The organism is Buttiauxella noackiae ATCC 51607 (assembly GCF_001654865.1).
Classification (GTDB): domain Bacteria; phylum Pseudomonadota; class Gammaproteobacteria; order Enterobacterales; family Enterobacteriaceae; genus Buttiauxella; species Buttiauxella noackiae.
Map to the genome: position 1 here is coordinate 26,758 of NZ_LXEO01000054.1, position 21,308 is coordinate 48,065.

Annotated in this window: 24 protein-coding genes; 8 read left to right on the top strand and 16 right to left on the bottom strand. The window is 46.8% G+C overall.

Annotated features, from left to right (window positions below):
- Positions 1–11 precede the first annotated feature (11 nt).
- Together rpoZ and gmk are read right to left on the bottom strand one after the other, a co-directional pair.
- Positions 12–287, bottom strand: coding sequence for a DNA-directed RNA polymerase subunit omega (rpoZ, locus tag M979_RS17795; protein ID WP_034461476.1), 276 nt, complete (start codon positions 285–287; stop codon positions 12–14).
- Between the two features lie 54 nt (positions 288–341).
- On the bottom strand, positions 342–965 hold the full coding sequence (gmk, locus tag M979_RS17800) for a guanylate kinase (protein ID WP_034461475.1): 624 nt from the start codon (positions 963–965) through the stop codon (positions 342–344).
- A gap of 256 nt (positions 966–1,221) precedes the next feature.
- Between gmk and ligB the strand changes: the two genes are divergently transcribed.
- Entirely contained in the window at positions 1,222–2,913 is a 1,692-nt protein-coding gene (gene ligB, locus M979_RS17805; protein WP_064555922.1) for an NAD-dependent DNA ligase LigB, read from the top strand.
- On the opposite strand, the gene M979_RS17810 is transcribed toward ligB, so the two are convergent.
- Positions 2,907–3,524, bottom strand: a complete 618-nt coding sequence (locus M979_RS17810) for a trimeric intracellular cation channel family protein (RefSeq protein ID WP_034461473.1) — start codon at positions 3,522–3,524, stop codon at positions 2,907–2,909. The two genes, ligB and M979_RS17810, sit on opposite strands and share 7 nt — an antisense overlap.
- A gap of 236 nt (positions 3,525–3,760) precedes the next feature.
- Positions 3,761–4,624, bottom strand: coding sequence for a YicC/YloC family endoribonuclease (locus M979_RS17815; protein ID WP_034461472.1), 864 nt, complete (start codon positions 4,622–4,624; stop codon positions 3,761–3,763).
- Positions 4,625–4,749: 125 nt separating this feature from the next.
- Between M979_RS17815 and rph the strand changes: the two genes are divergently transcribed.
- Together rph and pyrE are read left to right on the top strand one after the other, a co-directional pair.
- Positions 4,750–5,466 carry a ribonuclease PH gene (gene rph / locus M979_RS17820; protein WP_034461471.1) on the top strand — a complete coding sequence of 239 codons (717 nt, stop codon included), beginning with the start codon at positions 4,750–4,752 and terminating at the stop codon, positions 5,464–5,466.
- A gap of 123 nt (positions 5,467–5,589) precedes the next feature.
- Positions 5,590–6,231, top strand: coding sequence for an orotate phosphoribosyltransferase (gene pyrE, locus M979_RS17825; RefSeq protein WP_064555923.1), 642 nt, complete (start codon positions 5,590–5,592; stop codon positions 6,229–6,231).
- A gap of 30 nt (positions 6,232–6,261) precedes the next feature.
- Here the strand turns inward: pyrE and slmA are convergent, their stop codons facing one another.
- From slmA to coaBC, 3 genes are all read right to left on the bottom strand, one after another.
- Entirely contained in the window at positions 6,262–6,858 is a 597-nt protein-coding gene (gene slmA / locus M979_RS17830; RefSeq protein ID WP_034461469.1) for a nucleoid occlusion factor SlmA, read from the bottom strand.
- 252 nt (positions 6,859–7,110) lie between these two features.
- Positions 7,111–7,569, bottom strand: coding sequence for a dUTP diphosphatase (dut, locus tag M979_RS17835; RefSeq protein WP_034461468.1), 459 nt, complete (start codon positions 7,567–7,569; stop codon positions 7,111–7,113).
- Positions 7,547–8,758: a bifunctional phosphopantothenoylcysteine decarboxylase/phosphopantothenate--cysteine ligase CoaBC gene (gene coaBC / locus M979_RS17840; RefSeq protein WP_157093269.1), complete on the bottom strand. Its 1,212-nt coding sequence runs from the start codon at positions 8,756–8,758 to the stop codon at positions 7,547–7,549. Before coaBC ends, dut begins: the two co-directional genes overlap by 23 nt.
- A 164-nt stretch (positions 8,759–8,922) precedes the next feature.
- On the opposite strand from coaBC, the gene radC reads away from it, so the two are divergent.
- From radC to mutM, 4 genes are all read left to right on the top strand, one after another.
- Positions 8,923–9,600, top strand: coding sequence for a RadC family protein (gene radC / locus M979_RS17845; RefSeq protein WP_034461466.1), 678 nt, complete (start codon positions 8,923–8,925; stop codon positions 9,598–9,600).
- 216 nt (positions 9,601–9,816) lie between these two features.
- The gene (rpmB, locus tag M979_RS17850) at positions 9,817–10,053 is read left to right on the top strand and encodes a 50S ribosomal protein L28 (protein ID WP_034461465.1); all 237 of its coding nucleotides are present in this window, start codon (positions 9,817–9,819) and stop codon (positions 10,051–10,053) included.
- 13 nt (positions 10,054–10,066) lie between these two features.
- A complete protein-coding gene (gene rpmG / locus M979_RS17855) occupies positions 10,067–10,234 on the top strand; it encodes a 50S ribosomal protein L33 (RefSeq protein ID WP_002208990.1) in 168 nt (55 codons plus the stop codon).
- A 72-nt stretch (positions 10,235–10,306) separates the two neighbouring features.
- Positions 10,307–11,116, top strand: coding sequence for a bifunctional DNA-formamidopyrimidine glycosylase/DNA-(apurinic or apyrimidinic site) lyase (mutM, locus tag M979_RS17860; RefSeq protein ID WP_034461464.1), 810 nt, complete (start codon positions 10,307–10,309; stop codon positions 11,114–11,116).
- Positions 11,117–11,145: 29 nt separating this feature from the next.
- Here the strand turns inward: mutM and coaD are convergent, their stop codons facing one another.
- The 7 genes from coaD to rfaQ all read right to left on the bottom strand — a co-directional run bounded on the left by coaD (position 11,146) and on the right by rfaQ (position 18,175).
- On the bottom strand, positions 11,146–11,634 hold the full coding sequence (coaD, locus tag M979_RS17865) for a pantetheine-phosphate adenylyltransferase (RefSeq protein ID WP_034461463.1): 489 nt from the start codon (positions 11,632–11,634) through the stop codon (positions 11,146–11,148).
- Positions 11,631–12,407: a glycosyltransferase family 2 protein gene (locus M979_RS17870; RefSeq protein WP_064555925.1), complete on the bottom strand. Its 777-nt coding sequence runs from the start codon at positions 12,405–12,407 to the stop codon at positions 11,631–11,633. Before M979_RS17870 ends, coaD begins: the two co-directional genes overlap by 4 nt.
- Entirely contained in the window at positions 12,407–13,681 is a 1,275-nt protein-coding gene (gene waaA / locus M979_RS17875) for a lipid IV(A) 3-deoxy-D-manno-octulosonic acid transferase (RefSeq protein ID WP_034461461.1), read from the bottom strand. Before waaA ends, M979_RS17870 begins: the two co-directional genes overlap by 1 nt.
- Positions 13,682–13,848: 167 nt before the next feature.
- On the bottom strand, positions 13,849–14,850 hold the full coding sequence (locus M979_RS17880; protein WP_034461460.1) for a glycosyltransferase: 1,002 nt from the start codon (positions 14,848–14,850) through the stop codon (positions 13,849–13,851).
- A gap of 20 nt (positions 14,851–14,870) precedes the next feature.
- The gene (locus M979_RS17885; protein ID WP_064555931.1) at positions 14,871–15,971 is read right to left on the bottom strand and encodes a glycosyltransferase; all 1,101 of its coding nucleotides are present in this window, start codon (positions 15,969–15,971) and stop codon (positions 14,871–14,873) included.
- A 3-nt stretch (positions 15,972–15,974) separates the two neighbouring features.
- Positions 15,975–17,102, bottom strand: a complete 1,128-nt coding sequence (locus tag M979_RS17890) for a glycosyltransferase family 4 protein (RefSeq protein WP_064555926.1) — start codon at positions 17,100–17,102, stop codon at positions 15,975–15,977.
- Positions 17,099–18,175, bottom strand: coding sequence for a putative lipopolysaccharide heptosyltransferase III (gene rfaQ, locus M979_RS17895; protein ID WP_425338134.1), 1,077 nt, complete (start codon positions 18,173–18,175; stop codon positions 17,099–17,101). The genes M979_RS17890 and rfaQ overlap by 4 nt, the downstream gene beginning before the upstream one ends.
- Positions 18,176–18,334: 159 nt before the next feature.
- Between rfaQ and M979_RS17900 the strand changes: the two genes are divergently transcribed.
- Positions 18,335–19,297, top strand: coding sequence for a polysaccharide deacetylase family protein (locus M979_RS17900; protein WP_064555928.1), 963 nt, complete (start codon positions 18,335–18,337; stop codon positions 19,295–19,297).
- A gap of 71 nt (positions 19,298–19,368) precedes the next feature.
- Here M979_RS17900 and M979_RS17905 read toward each other — a convergent pair whose 3' ends face one another.
- Together M979_RS17905 and M979_RS17910 are read right to left on the bottom strand one after the other, a co-directional pair.
- Positions 19,369–20,610, bottom strand: coding sequence for an O-antigen ligase family protein (locus M979_RS17905; RefSeq protein ID WP_064555929.1), 1,242 nt, complete (start codon positions 20,608–20,610; stop codon positions 19,369–19,371).
- Position 20,611: 1 nt separating this feature from the next.
- Positions 20,612–21,308: glycosyltransferase family 9 protein (locus M979_RS17910; protein ID WP_167350283.1), on the bottom strand; the 697-nt coding region annotated here is incomplete at its 5' end.

The following is a 21,308-nucleotide window of genomic DNA, read 5'->3' on the forward strand; positions in this document are numbered from 1 at the left end:
CCGCAGGCTAATTAACGACGACCTTCAGCAATAGCGGTAACAGCCTGCAGTTCTGCGGCTTCCTGCTCTTGCTGTTCCTGGCGATCACGAACATCGAGAATCTGGTTGGTGATCAACCCTTCTTCGATTTCGCGCAGAGCGATTACAGTCGTTTTATCGTTTTCTTCAGGCACTAGTGGATCTTTACCACCAGTTTGCATCTGACGAGCGCGACGTGCGGCGACCAGAACCAGGTCAAAACGGTTACCAATTTTCTCAACAGCGTCCTGAACAGTTACGCGTGCCATAATTAAAATGCTCCACAGATGAAGAAATGACTGGGCATGATACTGAAACTAGGCTCAGTCTGCCAATAGTTTGCTGATTAAAGCGTCATGTCGCGCTTTTTGGCGACCCATTCGTAGACGCTCGGCACGAATGATAATTTTTAAATCTGACAGTGCGGTGTCAAAATCGTCATTGACGATTAAATAGTCATATTCAGCGTAATGGCTCATTTCTGCAACAGCCTGCTCCATTCGCTTCGTAATAACTTCTTCACTGTCTTGCCCACGGCCACGTAAGCGACGGTCTAACTCGTCTTTCGACGGCGGCAGAATAAAAATACTGCGAGCTTGCGGCATTTTCTCACGAATCTGCTTAGCTCCTTGCCAGTCGATATCCAGAAAAACATCTACACCTGTCGCCAAAACTTGCTCAATGGCATGGCGTGAAGTGCCGTAATAATTACCAAACACTTCCGCGTGTTCAAGGAATGCGTCTTCAGCAATCATCTGCTTAAACTCTTCCTTTTCTACAAAGAAATAGTGCTCGCCATGTTTCTCTCCCGGACGAATACCACGGGTGGTATGGGAGATAGAAACTTGCGTGTCATACAGCGGTTGTGTCTTTAACAAAGCCTGGATGAGGCTGGATTTCCCCGCGCCACTTGGGGCGGAAACGATATAAAGCGTGCCTTGAGCCATGAGTTCTAACTTATTCGGTAAGCATAAAAAGAAATGCGTATACGGGCCTATTATACACGCCGTCTACGTGTCACGGAGAATTTGTCGTGTTCCTTGGCAATATTTCTGCCATTTTGCGCAAGGATTTCCAAAAAACATGCCGTATTACTGCAACACATTAAAAACCCCTGAAAGCTCCTCGCATCCTTTTTAAAACCCAATCGCACAGCGTGTTTCTTAGCGTTATATCTCTCTTTGCTTCTACACGGAGGGTCATATGAGGTGGATAACAAAGTTTATCGGAGTTCTGGGGTTGTTTAGCGCAATGGCGTCAGCATCATGCCCGGTCTGGTCATCTGAGCAAGCTCAACAGGAGATGGCGGCATTGAAAGAAAAGCTTGGGGAATGGGATCAAGCCTATTATCAGCAAGGCGTCAGTATCGTCACTGATGCTACGTACGATGGCCTACTCAGGCAGTTCAATAATTGGCAGCGGTGTTTTAGCCCGGCAGAAGAACCTCAACAGCCTGGGCTATTCACACAGGGTAAAGCGCTTCATCCCGTTGCCCATACTGGCGTTAAAAAACTCCCCGACAGAGCAGCCGTTGCAACATGGGTAAAGGGGAAAACCGATCTTTGGGTACAACCGAAAGTTGATGGTGTGGCGGTGACATTGGTTTATAACCAAGGCCAGCTCGTTCAACTTCTGAGCCGGGGTGATGGTGAAAAAGGGCAGGATTGGACAACAAAAGCCAAAATGATTCCTGACATCCCTAAAACCCTGACTGGCCCACTTGCCAATAGTGTGCTTCACGGTGAGATCTTCTGGAAAAGGGATAATCATGTACAGAAAACAATGGGTAGCATTAACGCCCGGGGAAAAGCCGCAGGCGCTATGATGCGCAAGGGGGACAATGCTTTACTCAACGAGTTGGGGATCTTTATATGGGCCTGGCCAGACGGTCCCATCCAAATGAACCAGAAAATGAACGTGCTTGCTCAGGCCGGTTTTCCGCTGACTAAAACCTGGTCAAAGTCCGTTAATTCTATAGATGAGATATCGAAGCAACGCGAGTCATGGTTTACGACCCCATTACCCTTTGTGACAGATGGCGTGGTTGTTCGAGAGGGGGGTGAACCTGCTGGAAAGCTCTGGGCTCCGGGACAGGCTGGATGGGTGGTTGCATGGAAATATCCGCCGTTACAGCAAATTGCTGAAGTTAAAAGCGTTCAGTTTACTGTGGGGCGTACGGGCAAAGTCTCCGTTGTACTTAATCTGCATCCTTTACAGATTGATGATAAACAGGTTAAACGAGTAAACATCGGTTCAGTTAGAAAATGGCAGGCGTTGGATATTGCCGCAGGTGATCAGGTAATGGTGAGCCTTGCCGGGCAGGGAATTCCTCGTTTTGACGAGGTTGTGTGGCGCATTAATCCACGGAATAAACCACAACCTCCATCCGAAAAAAAGACCACAACACTGAGCTGCCTCTATTTTGAGAGTTGGTGCAGCGAGCAGTTTATCGCTCGTCTTACGTGGTTAAGCTCCCCGGAAATACTGAATATCAACGGAGTTAGTGTACGTTCGTGGCAGCAGCTCCAACAAAACCTCAACCTGGAACATATCTTTTCCTGGTTGGCAGTCACTCAGGAAGATTTGTCTAAGATGAGTGATACGTCTGTGGCAAGAATTGCACATCTGTGGCAGCAATTCTTGCAAGCCCGGCAGCAACCCTTCAGGCAATGGCTTCTGGCATTTGGTTTGCCGCTACCAAGGACGGTACTCTCCATAATGCCCGATTCGCAATGGTCACATTTGGTTGCCAGAGATGAGCTTAGTTGGCAAAAGCTGCCGGGAGTAGGTTCTATAAGAGCAAAAAAGCTGGTGGAGTTTGTCAATAATCCCCAAATAGCTGCACTAGCGGCTTTTCTGACACAGCAAGGAATTCGGGGATTTATTGATCAGTGATCTGCATGTTTGTAGTGGAATACTGGCAATCCAAGGCGCAGACGTAATGCCAGCAAACGTGTAGTGAATCCGAAGATAAGTGTGGAAATGATCACCACATCCTGGTTCGAAACATAGTGCTGCAAAACGATATAAAGAACAGCTGAGGCAAAGGCGATGCCGGCATATAGCTCTTTCTGGAAAACCAGTGGGATACGTTTACAGAACATATCGCGCAGGACACCACCAAATACGCCGGTCACTACGGCTGCAATAATGGCAATGATTGGGCCTTCACCCATATCCAATGCGATTTGTGCACCGATGATAGAGAAGACAACCAATCCCAGTGCGTCGAGAACCAGGAAAAGGCGGCGCAGATGGGGCATCACAGGGGCAAACACGGTGGTGAGTACAGCGGCAACGGCCACAATCACGACGTATTCAGGGTGTTTCACCCAGCCTAACGGGTAGTGCCCAAGCAGAATGTCACGCACAGACCCACCGCCAAGTGCAGTTGCTGTAGCAATAATGATGACGCCGAAAGTATCCATACGGCGGCGGCCTGCTGCGAGTGCGCCGGTCATTGCTTCGGCAGTAATCCCGACTAAATAAAGAATATGTAATAGCATTGATACCCCCAGTGAAAACGCTGAGAGGGTAACGTTTTGTGAACGATGTCACGATTGAGTTTTTTTAAAGCGAAGCGATTTTGATTACATTTACTAATGCTTAAGTGCTTTCTTTAGCAGTAATGTAGGGGGTTTTTGTGGTTTTTCTATTTAAAGTAGATTATTTAAATTGATGCTTAATGTCACTTAAATGACAAAAGCCCGCATAACGCGGGCTTAGAAAGGCAATGTGAACATCACTCGATGTTCTGAATCTGCTCACGCATCTGCTCAATCAGAACTTTCAATTCAATAGCTGAATTGGTGACATCTGAATTGATAGATTTTGATGCCAGAGTGTTCGACTCGCGGTTGAATTCCTGCATCATAAAGTCGAGGCGACGGCCAACAGCTTCTTTTTTCTTCAGAATGTTGTACGTCTCTTTAACGTGCGCTTCGAGACGATCCAACTCTTCAGCGACATCAACACGCTGTGCCATCAACACCAGCTCTTGCTCAAGGCGGTTGTTTTCAAGCTGAACTTGCGCATCTTCTAGTTTTGCCAGCAGGCGTTCACGCTGCCATTTCAAAACTTCAGGCATCTGTGCTCGAACATTGATGACCTCAGCACTGACGCCTTGCAGACGTTGCTCAATCATCGCCTTCAGAGCTTCGCCTTCGGTTTCACGAGCAACAATGAAGTCATCCAGTGCGCCATCAAGAGCTGCAAGAATTTCAGCGGTGATGGCATCAAGATCTTGTTCCTGAGCGGACATCACGCCTGGCCAGCGCAGAATATCAACTGGATTGATTTCGCCTTCATCACTTTGCATTTTCACCCAGTTAGCTGCTTCAACTAGCTGTTTAGCCAGTTTTTCATTGAGCAGCAAAGAGCTTTGAGAGCGAGCATCAGGTTCGAAACGCAGGTTACATTCGATTTTTCCACGGGTTAAGCGGGTGCGGATACGCTCACGAGCCACTGGTTCGAGGCTGCGGAACTGTTCCGGCATACGAATATAAGTTTCGAGATAGCGTTGGTTTACCGAACGTAACTCCCAGGAGGCGCTGCCCCATTCGCCTTTTACTTCACGTCGGGCATAGGCGGTCATACTGCGGATCATATTTCGTAACCGTATTGCGTAATAGATGTGGGGATTATAGCCATGCCTGGACTTGCAGGATAGGAATAAGCGAGTGAAGTCCGTATAATGCGCAGCCACATTCGTTTTAGCCCGGAGATAACCCCATGCGTCCATCAGGTCGTAGCGCCGAACAAGTGCGTCCAGTCACCCTGACCCGTAATTACACCAAACACGCAGAAGGCTCCGTGCTGGTCGAGTTCGGTGACACAAAAGTACTTTGCACCGCCACTGTTGAAGAAGGTGTTCCGCGTTTTCTGAAAGGCCAGGGCCAGGGCTGGATCACCGCAGAATACGGTATGTTGCCTCGTGCAACGCATACTCGTAACTTCCGTGAGGCAGCAAAAGGTAAGCAGGGTGGTCGTACTCTTGAGATTCAGCGTCTGATTGCTCGCTCGCTTCGCGCAGCAGTCGATTTGAAAGTTCTGGGTGAATACACCATCACGCTGGACTGTGATGTTCTGCAGGCAGACGGCGGTACTCGTACAGCGTCAATCACTGGTGCTTGTGTTGCTCTGGCTGATGCACTGAACAAGCTGGTGGCCGCAGGTAAGCTGAAAACCAACCCGATGAAAGGGATGGTGGCTGCAGTCTCAGTTGGTATCGTTAATGGTGCTGCTGTTTGCGATCTGGAATATGTTGAAGATTCTGCTGCAGAAACCGACATGAACGTCGTGATGATGGAAGATGGCCGAATGATTGAGGTTCAGGGCACCGCTGAAGGCGAGCCGTTCACCCATGAAGAGTTACTGGCGCTATTGGCGCTGGCGCGAGGGGGAATTGAATCTATCGTAACGGCGCAGAAGGCGGCGTTAGAAAATTGATTTTAGGCGACTCTGAGAGTCGCCTTTTTTATACCTGTTATATTTCAAGCTGCATCTGCTCACCTTGATGCCACTCGAATTATTTTGGGTAAATGCCTAAATTAAATGCAAAGGAGCAAATCCATGAAACCGTATCAGCGCCAGTTTATTGAGTTTGCGCTTAACAAGCAGGTACTTAAGTTTGGCGAATTCACGCTGAAATCCGGGCGTACCAGCCCTTATTTCTTCAATGCCGGGCTGTTCAATACCGGGCGCGACCTGGCACTGTTGGGACGTTTTTATGCTGCCGCGTTAGTGGATTCCGGGATTGAGTTTGATTTGTTGTTTGGGCCGGCTTACAAAGGAATTCCAATCGCGACGACCACCGCTGTTGCGTTGGCCGAACATCACGAGCTTGATCTGCCATATTGCTTTAACCGCAAAGAAGCAAAAGATCATGGTGAAGGTGGCAATCTGGTTGGTAGCGCCCTGGAAGGGCGTGTAATGCTGGTGGATGATGTAATCACCGCAGGTACTGCAATTCGTGAATCCATGGAAATTATTGCCGCTAATAATGCATCGCTGGCTGGCGTGCTAATTTCTTTGGACCGTCAGGAACGTGGCCGTGGCGAGATATCAGCGATTCAGGAAGTTGAGCGTGATTACCATTGCAAAGTTATTTCAATCATCACACTGAAAGACTTGGTTGAATATCTGGAAGAAAAACCTGAGATGGCTGTGCATTTAGCGGCTGTGCAGGAATACCGTACTCAGTACGGTGTGTAAGAAAAAGGGCCTTTAAAAGGCCCTCTTCAATTACTGAAGCTGGGAGGCAACCAGTGGCCATCGGGTATCAAAATCATCGGTAGGTAAATAGCGGAATTCGCTACGTACAAAACGCGATAATGTCCCTTCGCAGAAGGCCAGAAGTTGGCTTGCTAGCAGCGATTCATCAGTGACAAACCCTTCGCCTTCACGCATTTTCTTTTCGCGCATCACCTGACGTAACTGCACTTCAATTCGCTCAAAGAGCTGGTTGATGCGGCCTTGCAGGCGGTCTTGTTCAAACATCAGCGCATGACCGGTGAGAATACGTGTAAGACCAGGGTTGCGTTCGCCAAACCCGAGAATCAGTAAAACAATCAAACGTAACCGAGAGTGGGTGTCTTTCTCATCTTTCAAAATGAGATTGATACGGGTAATTAGACTGTCTTCAATAAACTCGATAAGACTATCGAACATCTTCGTTTTACTAGGAAAATGTCGATAAAGTGCAGCTTCGGAAACGCCAACAGTCGCCGCGAGCTTAGCGGTGGTAATTCGTTGGCTTCCATCACTGGATTCAAGCATTTGGGCCAGAGACTGAAGTATTTCTTCGCGACGATTCCGTTTCGCGGTTTGTTTTTCTGCCATGTTCTAAAATACCCCTGAAATAACGCACTTGTCAGGCAAGTAGCCACACAGCGCTCGCAAACTTAAAATTTGCGGTTTTTTCACATTTTTTACGCTGTGGAGTTACGTTTATATACTCTAAATAATTCGAGTTGTAGGTAGTGGGTAGGCGGCAAAAGAGCTTATCCTCAGGAGCTTACTTTAGTAAGTGACTGGGGTAAGTGAGTGCAGCCAACACCCCCACAACTTGAAGTGTGACGAGTATAAATGAAGTTACTGGCGGCCAGAATGCCCGAAACCGCCTTCACCTCGGTCACTGGAGTCGAAATCTTCAACCAGATTGAATTCAGCTTGAACGACAGGCACAAACACCATTTGTGCAATGCGCTCGCCGGGTTCAATGGTGAAGTGGTCTTGTCCACGGTTCCAGACAGAAACCATTAACTGGCCCTGGTAATCGGAGTCTATCAGCCCAACAAGGTTGCCTAACACTACGCCATGCTTATGACCAAGTCCTGAACGAGGCAGAATCACCGCCGCGAGAGATGCATCCGCGATATGAATAGCCAATCCGGTTGGTATCAGCTTGGTGACACCCGGAGCAAGCTCTACGGCCTCATCCAGACATGCGCGGAGGTCAAGACCCGCAGAGCCGGAAGTTGCATAAGTCGGCAGTGGGAACTGTTGGCCAACGCGTGGGTCCAGAATCTTAACGTCGATTTTTTTCATCATAACGGGTAACTATCTCGTTCAGTAAAAGATGGCCAAGGAGTTCCTTACGCTCAAGAGGTAAGACTTTATCTCCATCCTGCCAGAAAAGGTGCAATGCATTGTTTTCGCTGTTAAATCCCTGACCTTCTTGTGAAACATCGTTCGCACAAATCAGATCGAGGTTTTTACTCACGCGTTTTTGCCTGGCGTATTCTTCCACATTATTTGTTTCGGCGGCAAACCCAACAACATAAGGACGATGAGTTAACAGTGCTGCGACGCCGGCGACAATATCTGGGTTTTTTATCATTTTTATTGTGATTTCATCGCCTTGCTTTTTGATTTTTTCTTCAGCAACTGCGGCGGCACGATAGTCTGCAACAGCCGCACAGCCAACAAAAATTTGCTGCCCCTGGACATGTTGTTGAACCGTGGCTTCCATTTCGAGGGCCGTGGTGACATCAATGCGTTTTACCCATGCTGGGGTAGGCAAAGAAACAGGGCCGGAAATTAATGTCACATTTGCACCACGAGCTGCCGCTGCAGCCGCAATTGCGAAGCCCATTTTTCCCGAACTATCGTTGGTGATGTAACGCACCGGGTCCAGGCGTTCACGAGTCGGGCCTGCGGTAATCATGACATTAAGATGTTGCAGATCTTTGATGACAGTAAAATGTTGCGCTGCCATCTCGACAATCGTCAACGGGTCAAGCATACGGCCAGGGCCGACATCGCCACAGGCTTGGCTGCCGCTATCAGGCCCCCAAATCAGTAGGCCGCGCGTAGATAAAACCTCAAGATTGTGCTGAGTTGCTGTTGCCCGATACATTTGTTGGTTCATGGCTGGCAAAACGGCAACGGGTGCGGGTGTCGCAAGGCAAATTGTACTCACCAGGTCATTTGCCATCCCTGCGGTAATGCGGGCAATTAAATCAGCTGTCGCCGGCGCAAGAATAACTAAATCAGCCCATTTTCCTAATTCGATATGCCCCATAGCCGCTTCTGCTGCGGGGTCTAACAAGCTATCTGAAACGGGATAACCTGACACGGCTTGTAAACTCAGTGGCGTAATAAAGGCTTTGGCAGCCTCAGTCATTACTACCCGAACCTCAGCGCCGCGTTCGCGCAGACGGCGTACCAGTTCTGGTGTTTTGTAAGCAGCGATACCGCCGCTCACACCCAGAACAATTTTTTTGCCAGCAAGCCCAATCATGATTTTTCCACCAGAAGTCACAGTCATCTGAATATTTTACCACACTCATTCGGTATCGACTTTTTGCAGTTTGCGAGACATCCCGCATGGAGAATATCTGCGTATCGTGTGTATTGCTTGAGTTGTGCAAAATAGTGGTAACGAAGGGCAGGGAGGTTCTGATGGACGATTCATTGAGGCAAGACAAAGCGGATATGCCGCGGGAAAAGCTTTTGAAATTTGGGGCTAGCTCATTATCTGATGTGGAATTACTGGCACTTTTTTTACGCACTGGCTGCAGAAACACGAATGTAATGGCATTTGCGCAAAACTTACTGCATCAGTTTGGCTCAATAAGCCGGCTGTTGTCGGCTGATTATTCACAATTCAAAGATGTGAAAGGTATCGGAAGCGCTAAATACACCCAGTTGAATGCCATTGCTGAGCTTGCGAGGCGTTATTACTATTCTCGTGGTGTTGAGGAATTAACTCTCAAGGGGCCAGATTCCGTAAGGGATTTCATCCAAAGCCAACTGACCACAGCAGAACGTGAGATCTTTATGGTTATTTTTTTGGATAATCAGCATCGGGTGATTAAACATTGCCCTATGTTTTCGGGAACATTGAACCATGTTGAGGTTCATCCGAGAGAAATTGTGCGTGAAGCGATGAAATCCAATGCAGCGGCGCTAATACTCGCGCATAATCACCCGTCTGGTCGAGCAGAACCGAGTAAAGCTGATCGTGTTATTACTGAACGTATCGTAAAAGCTTGCCTGTTTATGGAAATTCGAGTGCTCGATCACCTTGTTATTGGCCGTGGAGAGTACGTTTCTTTTGCCGAACGCGGGTGGATTTAAGACGAATTGCGCGATCCTTGGGGATCTTTGTCTGTTCGGGACTTGAGCACATGCGTTATGCAGCGTATACTACGCCACCTTTGAGAATCTCGGGTTTTGGCATTATGCGCCTGGCACTGTGGTTCACATTGAACCGCCAGGGACCAGGCTTGCGGCCTGACGAGGCGCCATAACCCTATACGAAGCTCGAGCTAATTTGATTTTTGGAGAATAGACATGTCCCGAGTCTGCCAAGTTACTGGCAAGCGTCCGGTGACCGGTAATAACCGTTCCCACGCAATGAACGCGACCAAACGCCGTTTCCTGCCGAACCTGCACTCTCACCGTTTTTGGGTTGAGAGCGAGAAGCGTTTTGTCACACTGCGTGTATCTGCTAAAGGTATGCGTGTAATTGATAAGAAGGGTATCGAAACGGTCTTGGCCGATATGCGTACCCGTGGCGAGAAGTACTAAGAGGAACTAAGTCATGGCTAAAGGTGTTCGCGAGAAGATCAAGCTGGTTTCTTCTGCTGGTACTGGTCACTTCTATACCACCACGAAGAACAAGCGTACTAAGCCGGAAAAATTGGAATTGAAAAAATTCGATCCAGTTGTCCGTCAACACGTACTGTACAAAGAAGCTAAAATTAAATAATTTTAGTATCTTTGATGAAAACCTCGCTTCGGCGGGGTTTTTTTGTTTTAGGACTTTGAGTGTGGAGGATTGATGCCTGAGTTACCTGAAGTAGAAACCAGCCGACGTGGTATAGAGCCACATCTGGTTGGTGAAACCATCTTGCATGCTGTCGTGCGTAATGGTCGACTGCGTTGGCCTGTCTCCGATGAAATCCATGCTCTGAGTGATAAACCCGTTTTAAGTGTGCAGCGTCGCGCTAAGTACCTGCTGCTCGAACTTCCCGATGGCTGGATTATTATCCATCTTGGCATGTCGGGTAGCCTGCGCATTCTTCCTGAAGATTATCCCGCTGAAAAACACGACCATGTCGATTTGGTTATGAGCAACGGCAAAGTCCTGCGTTATACCGATCCACGCCGTTTCGGTGCGTGGCTGTGGGCGAAAGAGCTGGAAGGTAGCAATGTGCTGGCGCATCTTGGCCCAGAGCCGCTGAGCGACGAGTTTTCAGCTGATTATCTGCGTGAAAAATCCGCGAAAAAGAAAATCGCTATTAAGCCGTGGTTGATGGATAACAAACTGGTGGTGGGTGTGGGTAACATTTATGCCAGTGAATCGCTGTTTGCTGCGGGAATCCATCCGGACAGAGCTGCGCAGTCATTGTCTCAAACAGAATGTGATTTACTGGTTAAAACGATAAAAGCGGTGCTGCTTCGCTCCATTGAGCAGGGCGGCACGACGCTAAAAGATTTTCTTCAATCTGATGGTAAACCGGGCTATTTCGCTCAGGAGTTACAGGTTTACGGACGGACAGGTGAACCGTGCCGGGTTTGCGGCGCGCCAATTATTATCAGCAAACATGGGCAACGCAGTACTTTTTATTGCCGCCATTGCCAGCATTAATTATCACCCGTCATCATGCAACTCGAATGCTATAAAGGCTGTTTGAGCTTTTCCAGGAGCGCTTTGCAGACTGGTTCAGGCAGGAAATGAGCGACATCACCATGATGGCGGGCGACTTCTTTTACCAGCGATGAAGAGACAAAAGACCACTCTTTCGACGGCATCAGAAATACGCTTTCAAGCTCTGGCATTAAGTGGCGGTTCATATGAGCCAGCTGCATCTCATATTCAAAATCAGCCGCTGTGCGTAGTCCACGGACCAGGACATTCGCCTGCTGGGTCTTCGCAAAATTTGCCATTAAATCGCTAAACCCGACAACTTCAACATTCGGCAAATGTGCTGTAACGGCTTGTGCGAGCTGCACTCTCTCTTCCAGTGTGAACAGGGTTTTTTTATGCGGGCTGTTAGCAATCGCCAGAATTAAGGTATCGAACATCATCGCACCGCGAGTCACGATATCCAGATGGCCATTGGTAATGGGATCAAACGTGCCTGGGTAAATCGCTCGGGTGGTCATAGTGGTTTGTTTTCCGTGTAGCTTTGATTCAGTGCCCAGAGTTCAGCGTACTTGTTAAACGTGTATTGTGCATTGACGACCGCAAGTAACCAGCCCTGCTTCCCATCGAGAAAACCAGCGCGCAACAACAGAGTTTTACAAAATGCCCCGAAGGTATGACCGAAAATACCTGCAATGGAGACTCGTTTGCCGCGTTGATGACGCTCTTGCGCCCACGCGGTCGCATAATTTAACTGTTTACGTTGGAAGCTTGCGAAATCACGGCAGGTCAAATGGAGCAAATCCCCTTTAAGTGGGACAACTTTTGCGCCGGGTGCTTCCAGAGATTCATGAACCTGATTGTCATTATAGCTATAGCGTGAACGGGCATAGAGGCGAGTCACACGATCCGGATACCAACCGCTGTGGCGCATAAAGCGCCCGAGGAACAGGTTGCGGCGTGCAATACTGTAAACAGTATCTGGCTGAGGGTTTTCTAGTACCGCTTTGAGTGTGCTAGCCAGTTCAGGTGTGACACGCTCATCGGTATCGATCATCAAAATATAATCGTGACTGGCGTAGTTCTGTGCGAGCTGACGCTGTTTGCCAAAACCCTGCCAGTCTTCATTAATGAAAACCTTTGCTCCTGCCTCAAGGGCTATCTCGACGGTAGAATCGGTACTTCCTGAATCCAGCAACACTACCTCATCTGCCCATGAGACTGAGGCCAGGCATTCTGGTAATACGTCTGCCGCATTTTTAGCGATCATCACGACGGACAAACGATTGGGCATTAATGGCTCCGTTGCGGCAGATACGGTTGCAGTAATTGTAGCAAGCGTTGCAGTGCGCCTTGATTCTGGTGAAGCACTTCAACGGCATGGCGACCGTAGTAAAGACGATAATCTTCATCAGTCAGCAAAGTGGTGATTTCATTGACCAGTGAATTGGCATCTGTGACGGTTATCAGCCCATCAGCATTCTGCAATCTGGCGCATATGTCTTTGAAATTGAAGGTATGTGGGCCCATCAAGACCGGAATGGCATGAGCGGAGGGTTCCAGCGGGTTATGGCCACCACGCTCAACCAGGCTGCCGCCAACAAAGGCGAGATCGGCAATCCCGTACAGCATCATCAGCTCGCCCATCGTATCGCCAATCACCACTTGCGTGCTGTTGGACGGTTTTTCTCCGCTGCTGCGCATGATGTAACTGAAACCAGCTTTCTGAGCCATATCCCGTGCGTCTTTAAAACGTTCCGGGTGGCGCGGGACAAGAATGAGTAATAAATCAGGGAATTTGGCCAGTAACTGGCGATGCGCATCAAGAATAATGCTCTCTTCACCATCATGGGTGCTGGTAGCAATCCAGACTTTGCGATGCGGAGCCCACTGGCGGCGTAGCGTAATCGCACGTGCGGCAAGCTCTGGAGTCACAGAGATATCAAATTTCAGGCTGCCGGTTACCGTCAGTTGCGAGCGTTTCAATCCTAGTTCGATGAAACGGCCGCCATCTTCTTCATTTTGTGCAGCAATAAGCGTGATTTTGCTCATCAGGCGACGAGTGAAATTACCCAGTTTTTTATATCCATTTGCCGAACGGGCAGAGAGACGGGCATTGGCAATGACCAACGGGATTTTACGTTTATGTAATTCGTTGATCATGTTTGGCCACAGCTCGGTTTCCATCACGATGACCAATTTCGGGCGCACAGTGTTGAAAAAGCGCTTCATTGCGCAGGGGAGATCGTAAGGCAAATAGACATGATGCACGTTTTGCCCAAACGCTGACTGAGCACGTTCAGAGCCGGTCGGAGTCATCGTGGTGACGGTGATCGGAATCGTCGGGTAACGATGGCGTAGGGCTCGCACCAACGGAATTGCCGCTAGTGTCTCACCTACGGAAACTGAATGCAGAAGAATACCATCGGGCTCCACTTTTCCACGGCAATAACCGTAGCGTTCCGCCCAGCGTTTACGATACGCGGGAGCTTTACGGCTACGGAGTAATAGTCGCAGCCATACAATTGGCTGAATAAGATAGAACAAGGCGGTATACAACGATTCCAAGCGAATTTTCCGTATTTTCATTATCGGCGGGCAAATTCTAAGCATTCGGGAAGCTTAAAGCTATTGTTTTGGTAACTTCGCGGAGGCATTGCTTAATATTCGGAGCAGTTTGTGTTTGTGTAGCAGAAATGACGGGTAGTCAGCACTACCCGTAAAAGAAATGCTTCTCAACCAGGTACTCGTGTTGCTTTCTTCAGTTTTAGATAACGGCGACCCAGGCGCCAGCGCAGGCGGAAACCGCGGGCATTTTTCCAGATAAGGCGCCAGATGCCACGATCAAAAAACTCCTGGATGATCATCTTCTTTTTATGCGGATCTTTCATGTTATTGAAAGTATGTAGAATCCCAAGGCCTTCTTTTGCAATTTGCCAGTTGCAGGCTGGAATGTTTTTGACTGCTTCGGGATAGCGCTGGTTAATAGCATCCAGCATTTCCAAAATTTTCATGTAGTGGCGAGCCGAGCGGATTAACGTGTCATCAGTATCGGGTTTGTGAGAAACCGAGGCTGAATGAATATAGTAATCGTAGTATTGCTCGTCAGTATATTGAACACGTTCTGCGGCCAGTAACACTTCTGTTGTCCACGGAATATCCTGGTGGCGCAAACCAGGTTCAAACGTAAATCCATGTTCACGAATAAAATCATGGCGATACAGATTCAGCCACGTGACATGCAGAAACTTGCGTGAATCCAGAGCGCGCTTCAGCCACTGTGGACCTGTCAGAACATCAGTAGACTGAAGTTTATCCTGCGGGAAAATTGGGCGTGAAGGTTTCTTATTATTTTCATAGACGTAATTACCATTACAGGTGACAACATCCAGGTTGTTTTTCAACGCTAAATCAAGCAGATGGCGGTACATGCCAGGCTTGAAGTCGTCATCAATGTCCGGGAAGGAAAGGTATTGGCCTGTAGCCACTGCAAGTCCGGTATTACGTGCAATCGAAACGCCCTGGTTTTCCTGCTCCAGAACTTTCATACCAGGGAATTTGCTGCGCCATGCTTCAATGATCGCCATCGAGCCATCGGTTGAACCATCGTTCACCATAATGACTTCCATGTTGTTTATGTTCTGAGCTTCAAGGCAGGCAAAAAATTTGGCCAGGAAAAGTTCGCCGTTATAAACAGCAACGACAACGCTAAGAATTGGACGTAGGTTTTGTGGCATAAAATTACCTGAAAATTTCGTTATCTTTCTTCTGCTGCCAGCGACAAGTACTGCTGGCAGATGGCACCAATGCTATAAGACTCAATCTTCGTGGAATCAATAATCGGCGGATTGTTATAAATATCCAACATGGTATTCGCAAGTTCCTGAGCAGTCATACCTGAAAGACCGCGTGCAAGCCCCTCTGTAAGAATTTCCGCAGGCCCACCCGGGCAGCGCGTACTGACAGCAGGTGTCTGGCAAATAAGAGCTTCCACTAATACGTTACCAAACCCTTCGCAATCTGAGCTCAACAGCAGCATGCGTGCATTGGCAATCCACGGATAAGGATTCGGAACGAATGATTTGATAATGACGCGGTCAGCAACGCCTGCGGCAGCTGCCATTGCTTTAATATCGGCAACGCGTTCTTCGCTACCGCTGCCCATCAAGACCAATGGAGCCTGAATCTCACTAAGTGCATAGGCATTGATGAGTCGATCATGGCGCTTATGTTCATGGAAACGACCAACATGAATGAGATAGTCCTGATCTGCCATCTCACATGGCTCTTTCGCTCGTAAATGAATCCCGTCAATGTCGAATGGGTTATGTATGACGGTCTGCTTAGTAAGGGTAATGTCAAAACCCGTAGTAATATCTTGTAGCACCGCCTGAGACACAGCGACGACATTACTATTCTGGTAAACACTTTGAATTTTTTTGCGTTTTAACCAGCGGGAGAAGCCATGGCGATGTTGGAGATACGAGAAAGAGAACATGCCATGCACGCAATACCACAGCTTTTCACGTGGTATAGATTTTGTATGGGCAACAATGCGATCGGTTTTATGCAGATGCGAAAAGATGAGGTCAAAATTCCCTTTTTTCTGCGCTTGTTCAACTGTGCTATCGAGCAGAGCTGCACGGCGAGAGAGCTCAGTTAGCTTGCGCCAGGGTTTTTTGCAGGTATCCAGAATGACTTGATAGTCGACGCCTTCAGGGATTTCGTAGTCACAAACGCGGCGCAGAGAAAATACGGAAACCTGATGGCCCATGCCCACCAAACCTTGCGATAAGGTTAGAACGGTTTTTTCAGCACCGCCGCCAGGTAAACCATCAATAACCATTAGGATACGCATCATCTAATCCAGTATGTTTTGGTACAGCGAAATAAGTTGCTGTGAAAGTTTTTCCGGTGTCGCATCCTTGACTCGTTCACGAGCAAATATCCCCATACTTTCATCAACAAAGCGCGATGGTATTGCCATTACCGCTTCTGACAATCGTGGGATATCGAGTGCATCATAAACGTATCCGTTTTGTCCGGTTGTAATAAATTCAGCACCACCACAGGTGTGCGAAGTAATAACCGGTAAACCACATGCCATTGCTTCAAGTATCACATTAGGGAATGGATCATATAGCGTTGGCAGTAATAGTCCATCAACAGCTTGATAGAAAGGTAGTGTGTTTTTCTGCATTCCCATAAACCGCACTCGGTTCAGGCACCCCAACGACTGTGCTAGTTCCTGGTACTGTTTATCGGCTTTATCCTGTCCGACAACGACAAGATAGCGATCGGTATTCGCGATGGCTCTTATCGCACTGGCAAGCCCTTTGCGCTCAAATCCCGATCCTACAAAGACCAGCGCCACCGCATTTTGCGGGATAGCCATCTCATTGCGTAGCTTGTTCCTCAGTTCTTCACTCGCTGGAACGAAGCGGGAGGAGTCAATGGCATTATAGATGACATGTATCTTATTAGCAGGTATAGAGAAATCTTCGATGATTTCTTGCTTCACCATTTCGGCATTACAGATGACTGCTTTTAGCTCAGGAGCCTGGTACATAGCCCGTTCAGCTTGCATGACATAGCGGTGATATCTGTCCAAAAACAACCACTTTCCACGCCAGGCTGGCAAAATTCTGGCTCGCTGCATTAACCAGCGTCGATGGACGCCATCACCAGCCCGATAAATATCACACCCTGCAATGCGCTCATGGCTCTGAACAATATCGAAATTTTCACGTTGCCAAAGTTTCCTGGCTGCATCAGAAAAACCTTTTTCACGGCTGATTCGCCCAAGCTTCATTGGGTCACATATATGAATATGCCAGTTATCCTGGCGTTCGCCTTCCCACTGCCGGGTGATAACGTTGAGCTCCATGTCATGGGCACTTAATGCTTCAAGTGCGCGTGAAACGAAACGCTCCGCACCTCCATCCGGGCGATACTTTTGGCGGACTATTGCCAGACGGCAGTGCTTCATAACAACTGTTTCCTTGCTGCGGCCACAACAACATCAACCGGAATGGCATCGAGATAACGTTCTTTTGTATTGGTATCAATCTTATCTGGGTCGGGAAGCTCACCGAAGTTACCCGCCCAGATAACGTCACCGACGACATCCCACGGGCTCCAGAATGTTAATTTTGACGGGCCAAATAATGCGATGCAGGGCGTTCTTAGTGCGGCAGCCATATGCATGGGCACCGAATCTACACCAATAAAAAGGCGAGCATGATCGATGAGTGCAGCTAATTGTCGCAGGGTTAATTCACCTGCGAGGGAATGAATGCGTTCTGGCGGACATAATGCGCGGATTTTCTCAATCATTGCTTTTTCATTCTTATCGGGACCGGAAGTCAAAATAAGAGTATGGCCGTCATTTTGTAGCGCTGTGATAGTTTGCGCCATTTTGCTCTCATCCCAGCATTTGAAGAACCAGCGGGATGTAGGCTGCACCACGATAAATGAACCTTCAACCCCTTTGCTTTGCAGTTTGGTTTGCACAGTCTGCCAATCGTCAGACTGATAGCTCATCGTGACGTTGTTGTTGCCAGGTATGCCAAGGGGCGCAAGAATGGATAAGTTTTGTTCAACGGTGTGCAGTGCCTGATGACCGGCCACGGAAGCAAGCTGAGTATGGCAATGCTGCCAGAGCCACCCGCGGCGTTTATTGAAATCGAAACCGATGCGTGAATGGGCGCCGGTGAAACGAGTCACAATGGCGCTACGCCACTGATCGGCAAGGTTGATAACCAAAGTATATTTTTGCTCGCGCAGCGTTTTGAGCAACTGCCACTCTTTGCATAAATGCTGGCGAGTACCGAGTTTGCGCCACTTACGGTCAATGCCATAAATACGATGAATGAATGGATGAGCTGCAAGCATATCGCGTGTTTCTTCATACAGCAGGACATCAATTTCTGCCTGTGGCCATGCCTGATGTAATGAGTTGATCACTGGAGTGGTGAGCAGCATGTCACCATGATGGCGCAACTTAATCAGTAGAATGCGAGCAGGTGGCTCGCTTGCGAGAGAATTCAAGGCGTTATTCATTATCATCTTTAGGTGATCAACCAAAGGGTGATTCTAATAGACCTTGAGTATGGTTGCTACATTTGTGCTCAGAAGCCATAAATTTGAACGCAAGCGGTTTGCCCTAATCAGACAGGCTGCGTAACATGATGTAAACCTCGTGTTAGCTCAGAGACGGAAATGACTAAACCTGCATTCATCATTACTATTGATACCGAAGGCGATAATCTGTGGCAAAACCACCGGCAAATCAAAACTGAGAATGCCCGTTTTTTACCTCGTTTCCAGGCATTGTGTGAGAAATATGGTTTTAAACCGGTTTGGCTGACAAATTATGAAATGGCTATCGACCCGGATTACATCGAATTTGCTAAGGATGTAATTACTCGTGGCCAGGGTGAAGTTGGCATGCATTTACATGCATGGAATAGCCCGCCTGATTATGATTTAACCGGTGATGACTGGCGTTGGCAGCCTTATCTGATTGAGTACCCTGATGAGGTCCTGCGCGAGAAGGTGGTTTATATGACCACCCTGTTGGAAGAAACTTTCGGCACAAAAATGATCAGCCACAGGGCAGGGCGTTGGGCATTTGATAGCCGTTACGCCAAACTTTTGGTAGAGTTGGGTTATAAGGTAGATTGTTCGGTAACCCCAAGGATTAACTGGCGAAATGCTAAGGGCGCCCCAACAGGCAATGGTGGAACGGATTATCAACATTTCCCGACCCAGGCTTATTTCATGGATTTGGGAAATATTAGCCAGCCAGGGCATTCAGATTTACTCGAAGTGCCGATGAGCATTCAATATAAGCACGGTCCGTTAATGAATAGCTTTAAACAAAGCTATGACCGGCTTCGTGGGAAATATCGCAGCCCTTCCGTTAATTGGCTGCGCCCATCGGGTGGAAATACCGCGCAAATGATAGCAGTTGCGGAAAAAACATTAGCTGAGGGCAATGACTACGTGGAGTTTATGCTCCATTCGTCGGAATTTATGCCCGGTGGTAGCCCAACATTCAAAGATGAAGCGGACATAGAGCAGTTATACAAGGATTTAGATAAGTTATTTTCCTGGCTTGCTGAAAGAACGGTGGGAATGACGCTGGCTGAGTATTATGAAAGAAAAAATAAAACATACTGAATAGCATGTTATCAACGACCATCTTGCTGTCTGGTTATTTTTACAACCAAACAGTAAGATGGGGGACGTTCTTATTTATTATCTTGAGCTTTCTTTTTTATATGCTGATGTAGGGCAGCGAAAATAATAATAATAGAAAAGAATATGGTCTGCTCACGGCTAATAAATACAACGTCCGTCAAACCGATTGTAATGATTGTCAACGAAACTCCAAGCAGAACATTGTTTTTATCACGTATGCAACATGCTAATAATAAAGCATAGGTAAGCAGTAGTGCGATGATGCCAAAAATGCCTTGCAGCGATGCTGTTTCAATAATTTCATTGTGCAAATGTATCCGTGTAAATGCTAATGCAGAAGAATTTTTATTCGTTTCATTGACTTCTTTTTTGAAAAAATCTTCTCTTTTTTCAAGGCTCATGCTTAATGGGTTATGTTTAAAGGCTTCATAACCAACCGCCCACATAGCAAGACGGGCTGTAAGCGAACCGTTAAAATTACCGTTATTTACTTCATATGATTGAATTTCATTTAACGTCACATTAATTTTCGGCTTAATATAGTTATTATAACCTGCGGCGAATGCTGCGGATAATAAAATCGCGCACCAAAATATATTTCTCCAGCTATGTTTTTTCCATACCAGCAGAGAGATAGTAAGTATTATTGGATAGCTAATCAATATATTTCGAGTGCCTGTCTTAAATATCATGAATAGTGATACAAGCAATACTGCAACAGTTAGTAGCCGATAAAACAATGATTTATATTGCTGCAAGTAAATCACTGAGCAAATAGATAGGGTTGAATACATATATGCACTATCTGTTGCAAAACCCAAATAGAAGTCTATCCGCCCCGGACTTCTTACTGCCTGCACCAAACCAATTATAGTCGCAATGAAGAATGAGACAAGAATAGTTAATTCTATTACTTTAGCTTTACTGTATGAGAGTTTATCAACCATGGAAAATAATGCATAGGAAATCACCCCGCCCAAAATAAGTCTTTGCCCGGTATTGAAATATGAATTATATTTATTGTAGTCAGGATTTCCAATATATTCAAAACAGAACCAGAGATATTTACTTAATCCGATCAGAATAAACGCGCAGGTAAGGAGTAGTAAGTTTTTTGTTGGTTTTATTTTATAATGTAAAATTATTGACACGATTGAAAGATAAGATGCAACGAAGAAAAAAACTCTACCCCAGGAGCTGCTGATAAAATTTAACACTAAGGAAATTGAGATTAGCCCTAAAATTAATAGAGTGATTTTTCTTTTACTTATCAACAATATGTTGGTTAACATATTAATCCTCTTTAAAAAAAACAGTATCTACAGCCTGTAATATTTCAATAGTTGAAATCGTGGATATTGCGTGATATTTGTCTTGAGTGGTTACTTGAATAGCTTCAGGGTATCCAGGACCCCAGACATCGTTATTATTAAACATCCCGTGCTTGTCATTTCCATAAAGCGCTACCAAGGGTTTTTTCCATGCTGCGGCGATATGCACGATGGAAGTGTCTGGTGAAATAATCAAGTTTGCATGATAGATTAAACTCATTGCACTATATATAGACATATTTGGATGTATGAAAATGCCTTGCAATGAAATATTTTTTATTCTCTCTGGAAGGCCTATTACCAATATATTTACTTGATTATATTTTTTATGAAGCTTGTTCACCAGGTCTTGCAGTTGCGAGTCTGAAAGATCTCTTTTATCACTAGCCGTGAATGGATTGATAATAATATTATATTTACCCGGGAGTTCTTCAAGATAGTTGAGTACCTGAGTATTGATGTTATCAGGTATATATAAATCATAATCAATAGAGTATCCTTTAAATTTCATATTCTCCATGAGAAGTGAATAGCGTGCGCTGATATGTTTATGATAACCATCAAAAGGAATATTTTTATTATATATATTATAATTTTCTTTATTAAAACCAATTATATTTTTGGGTTTTATTTTTCGCAGAAAATGCAAACTGGCAGGC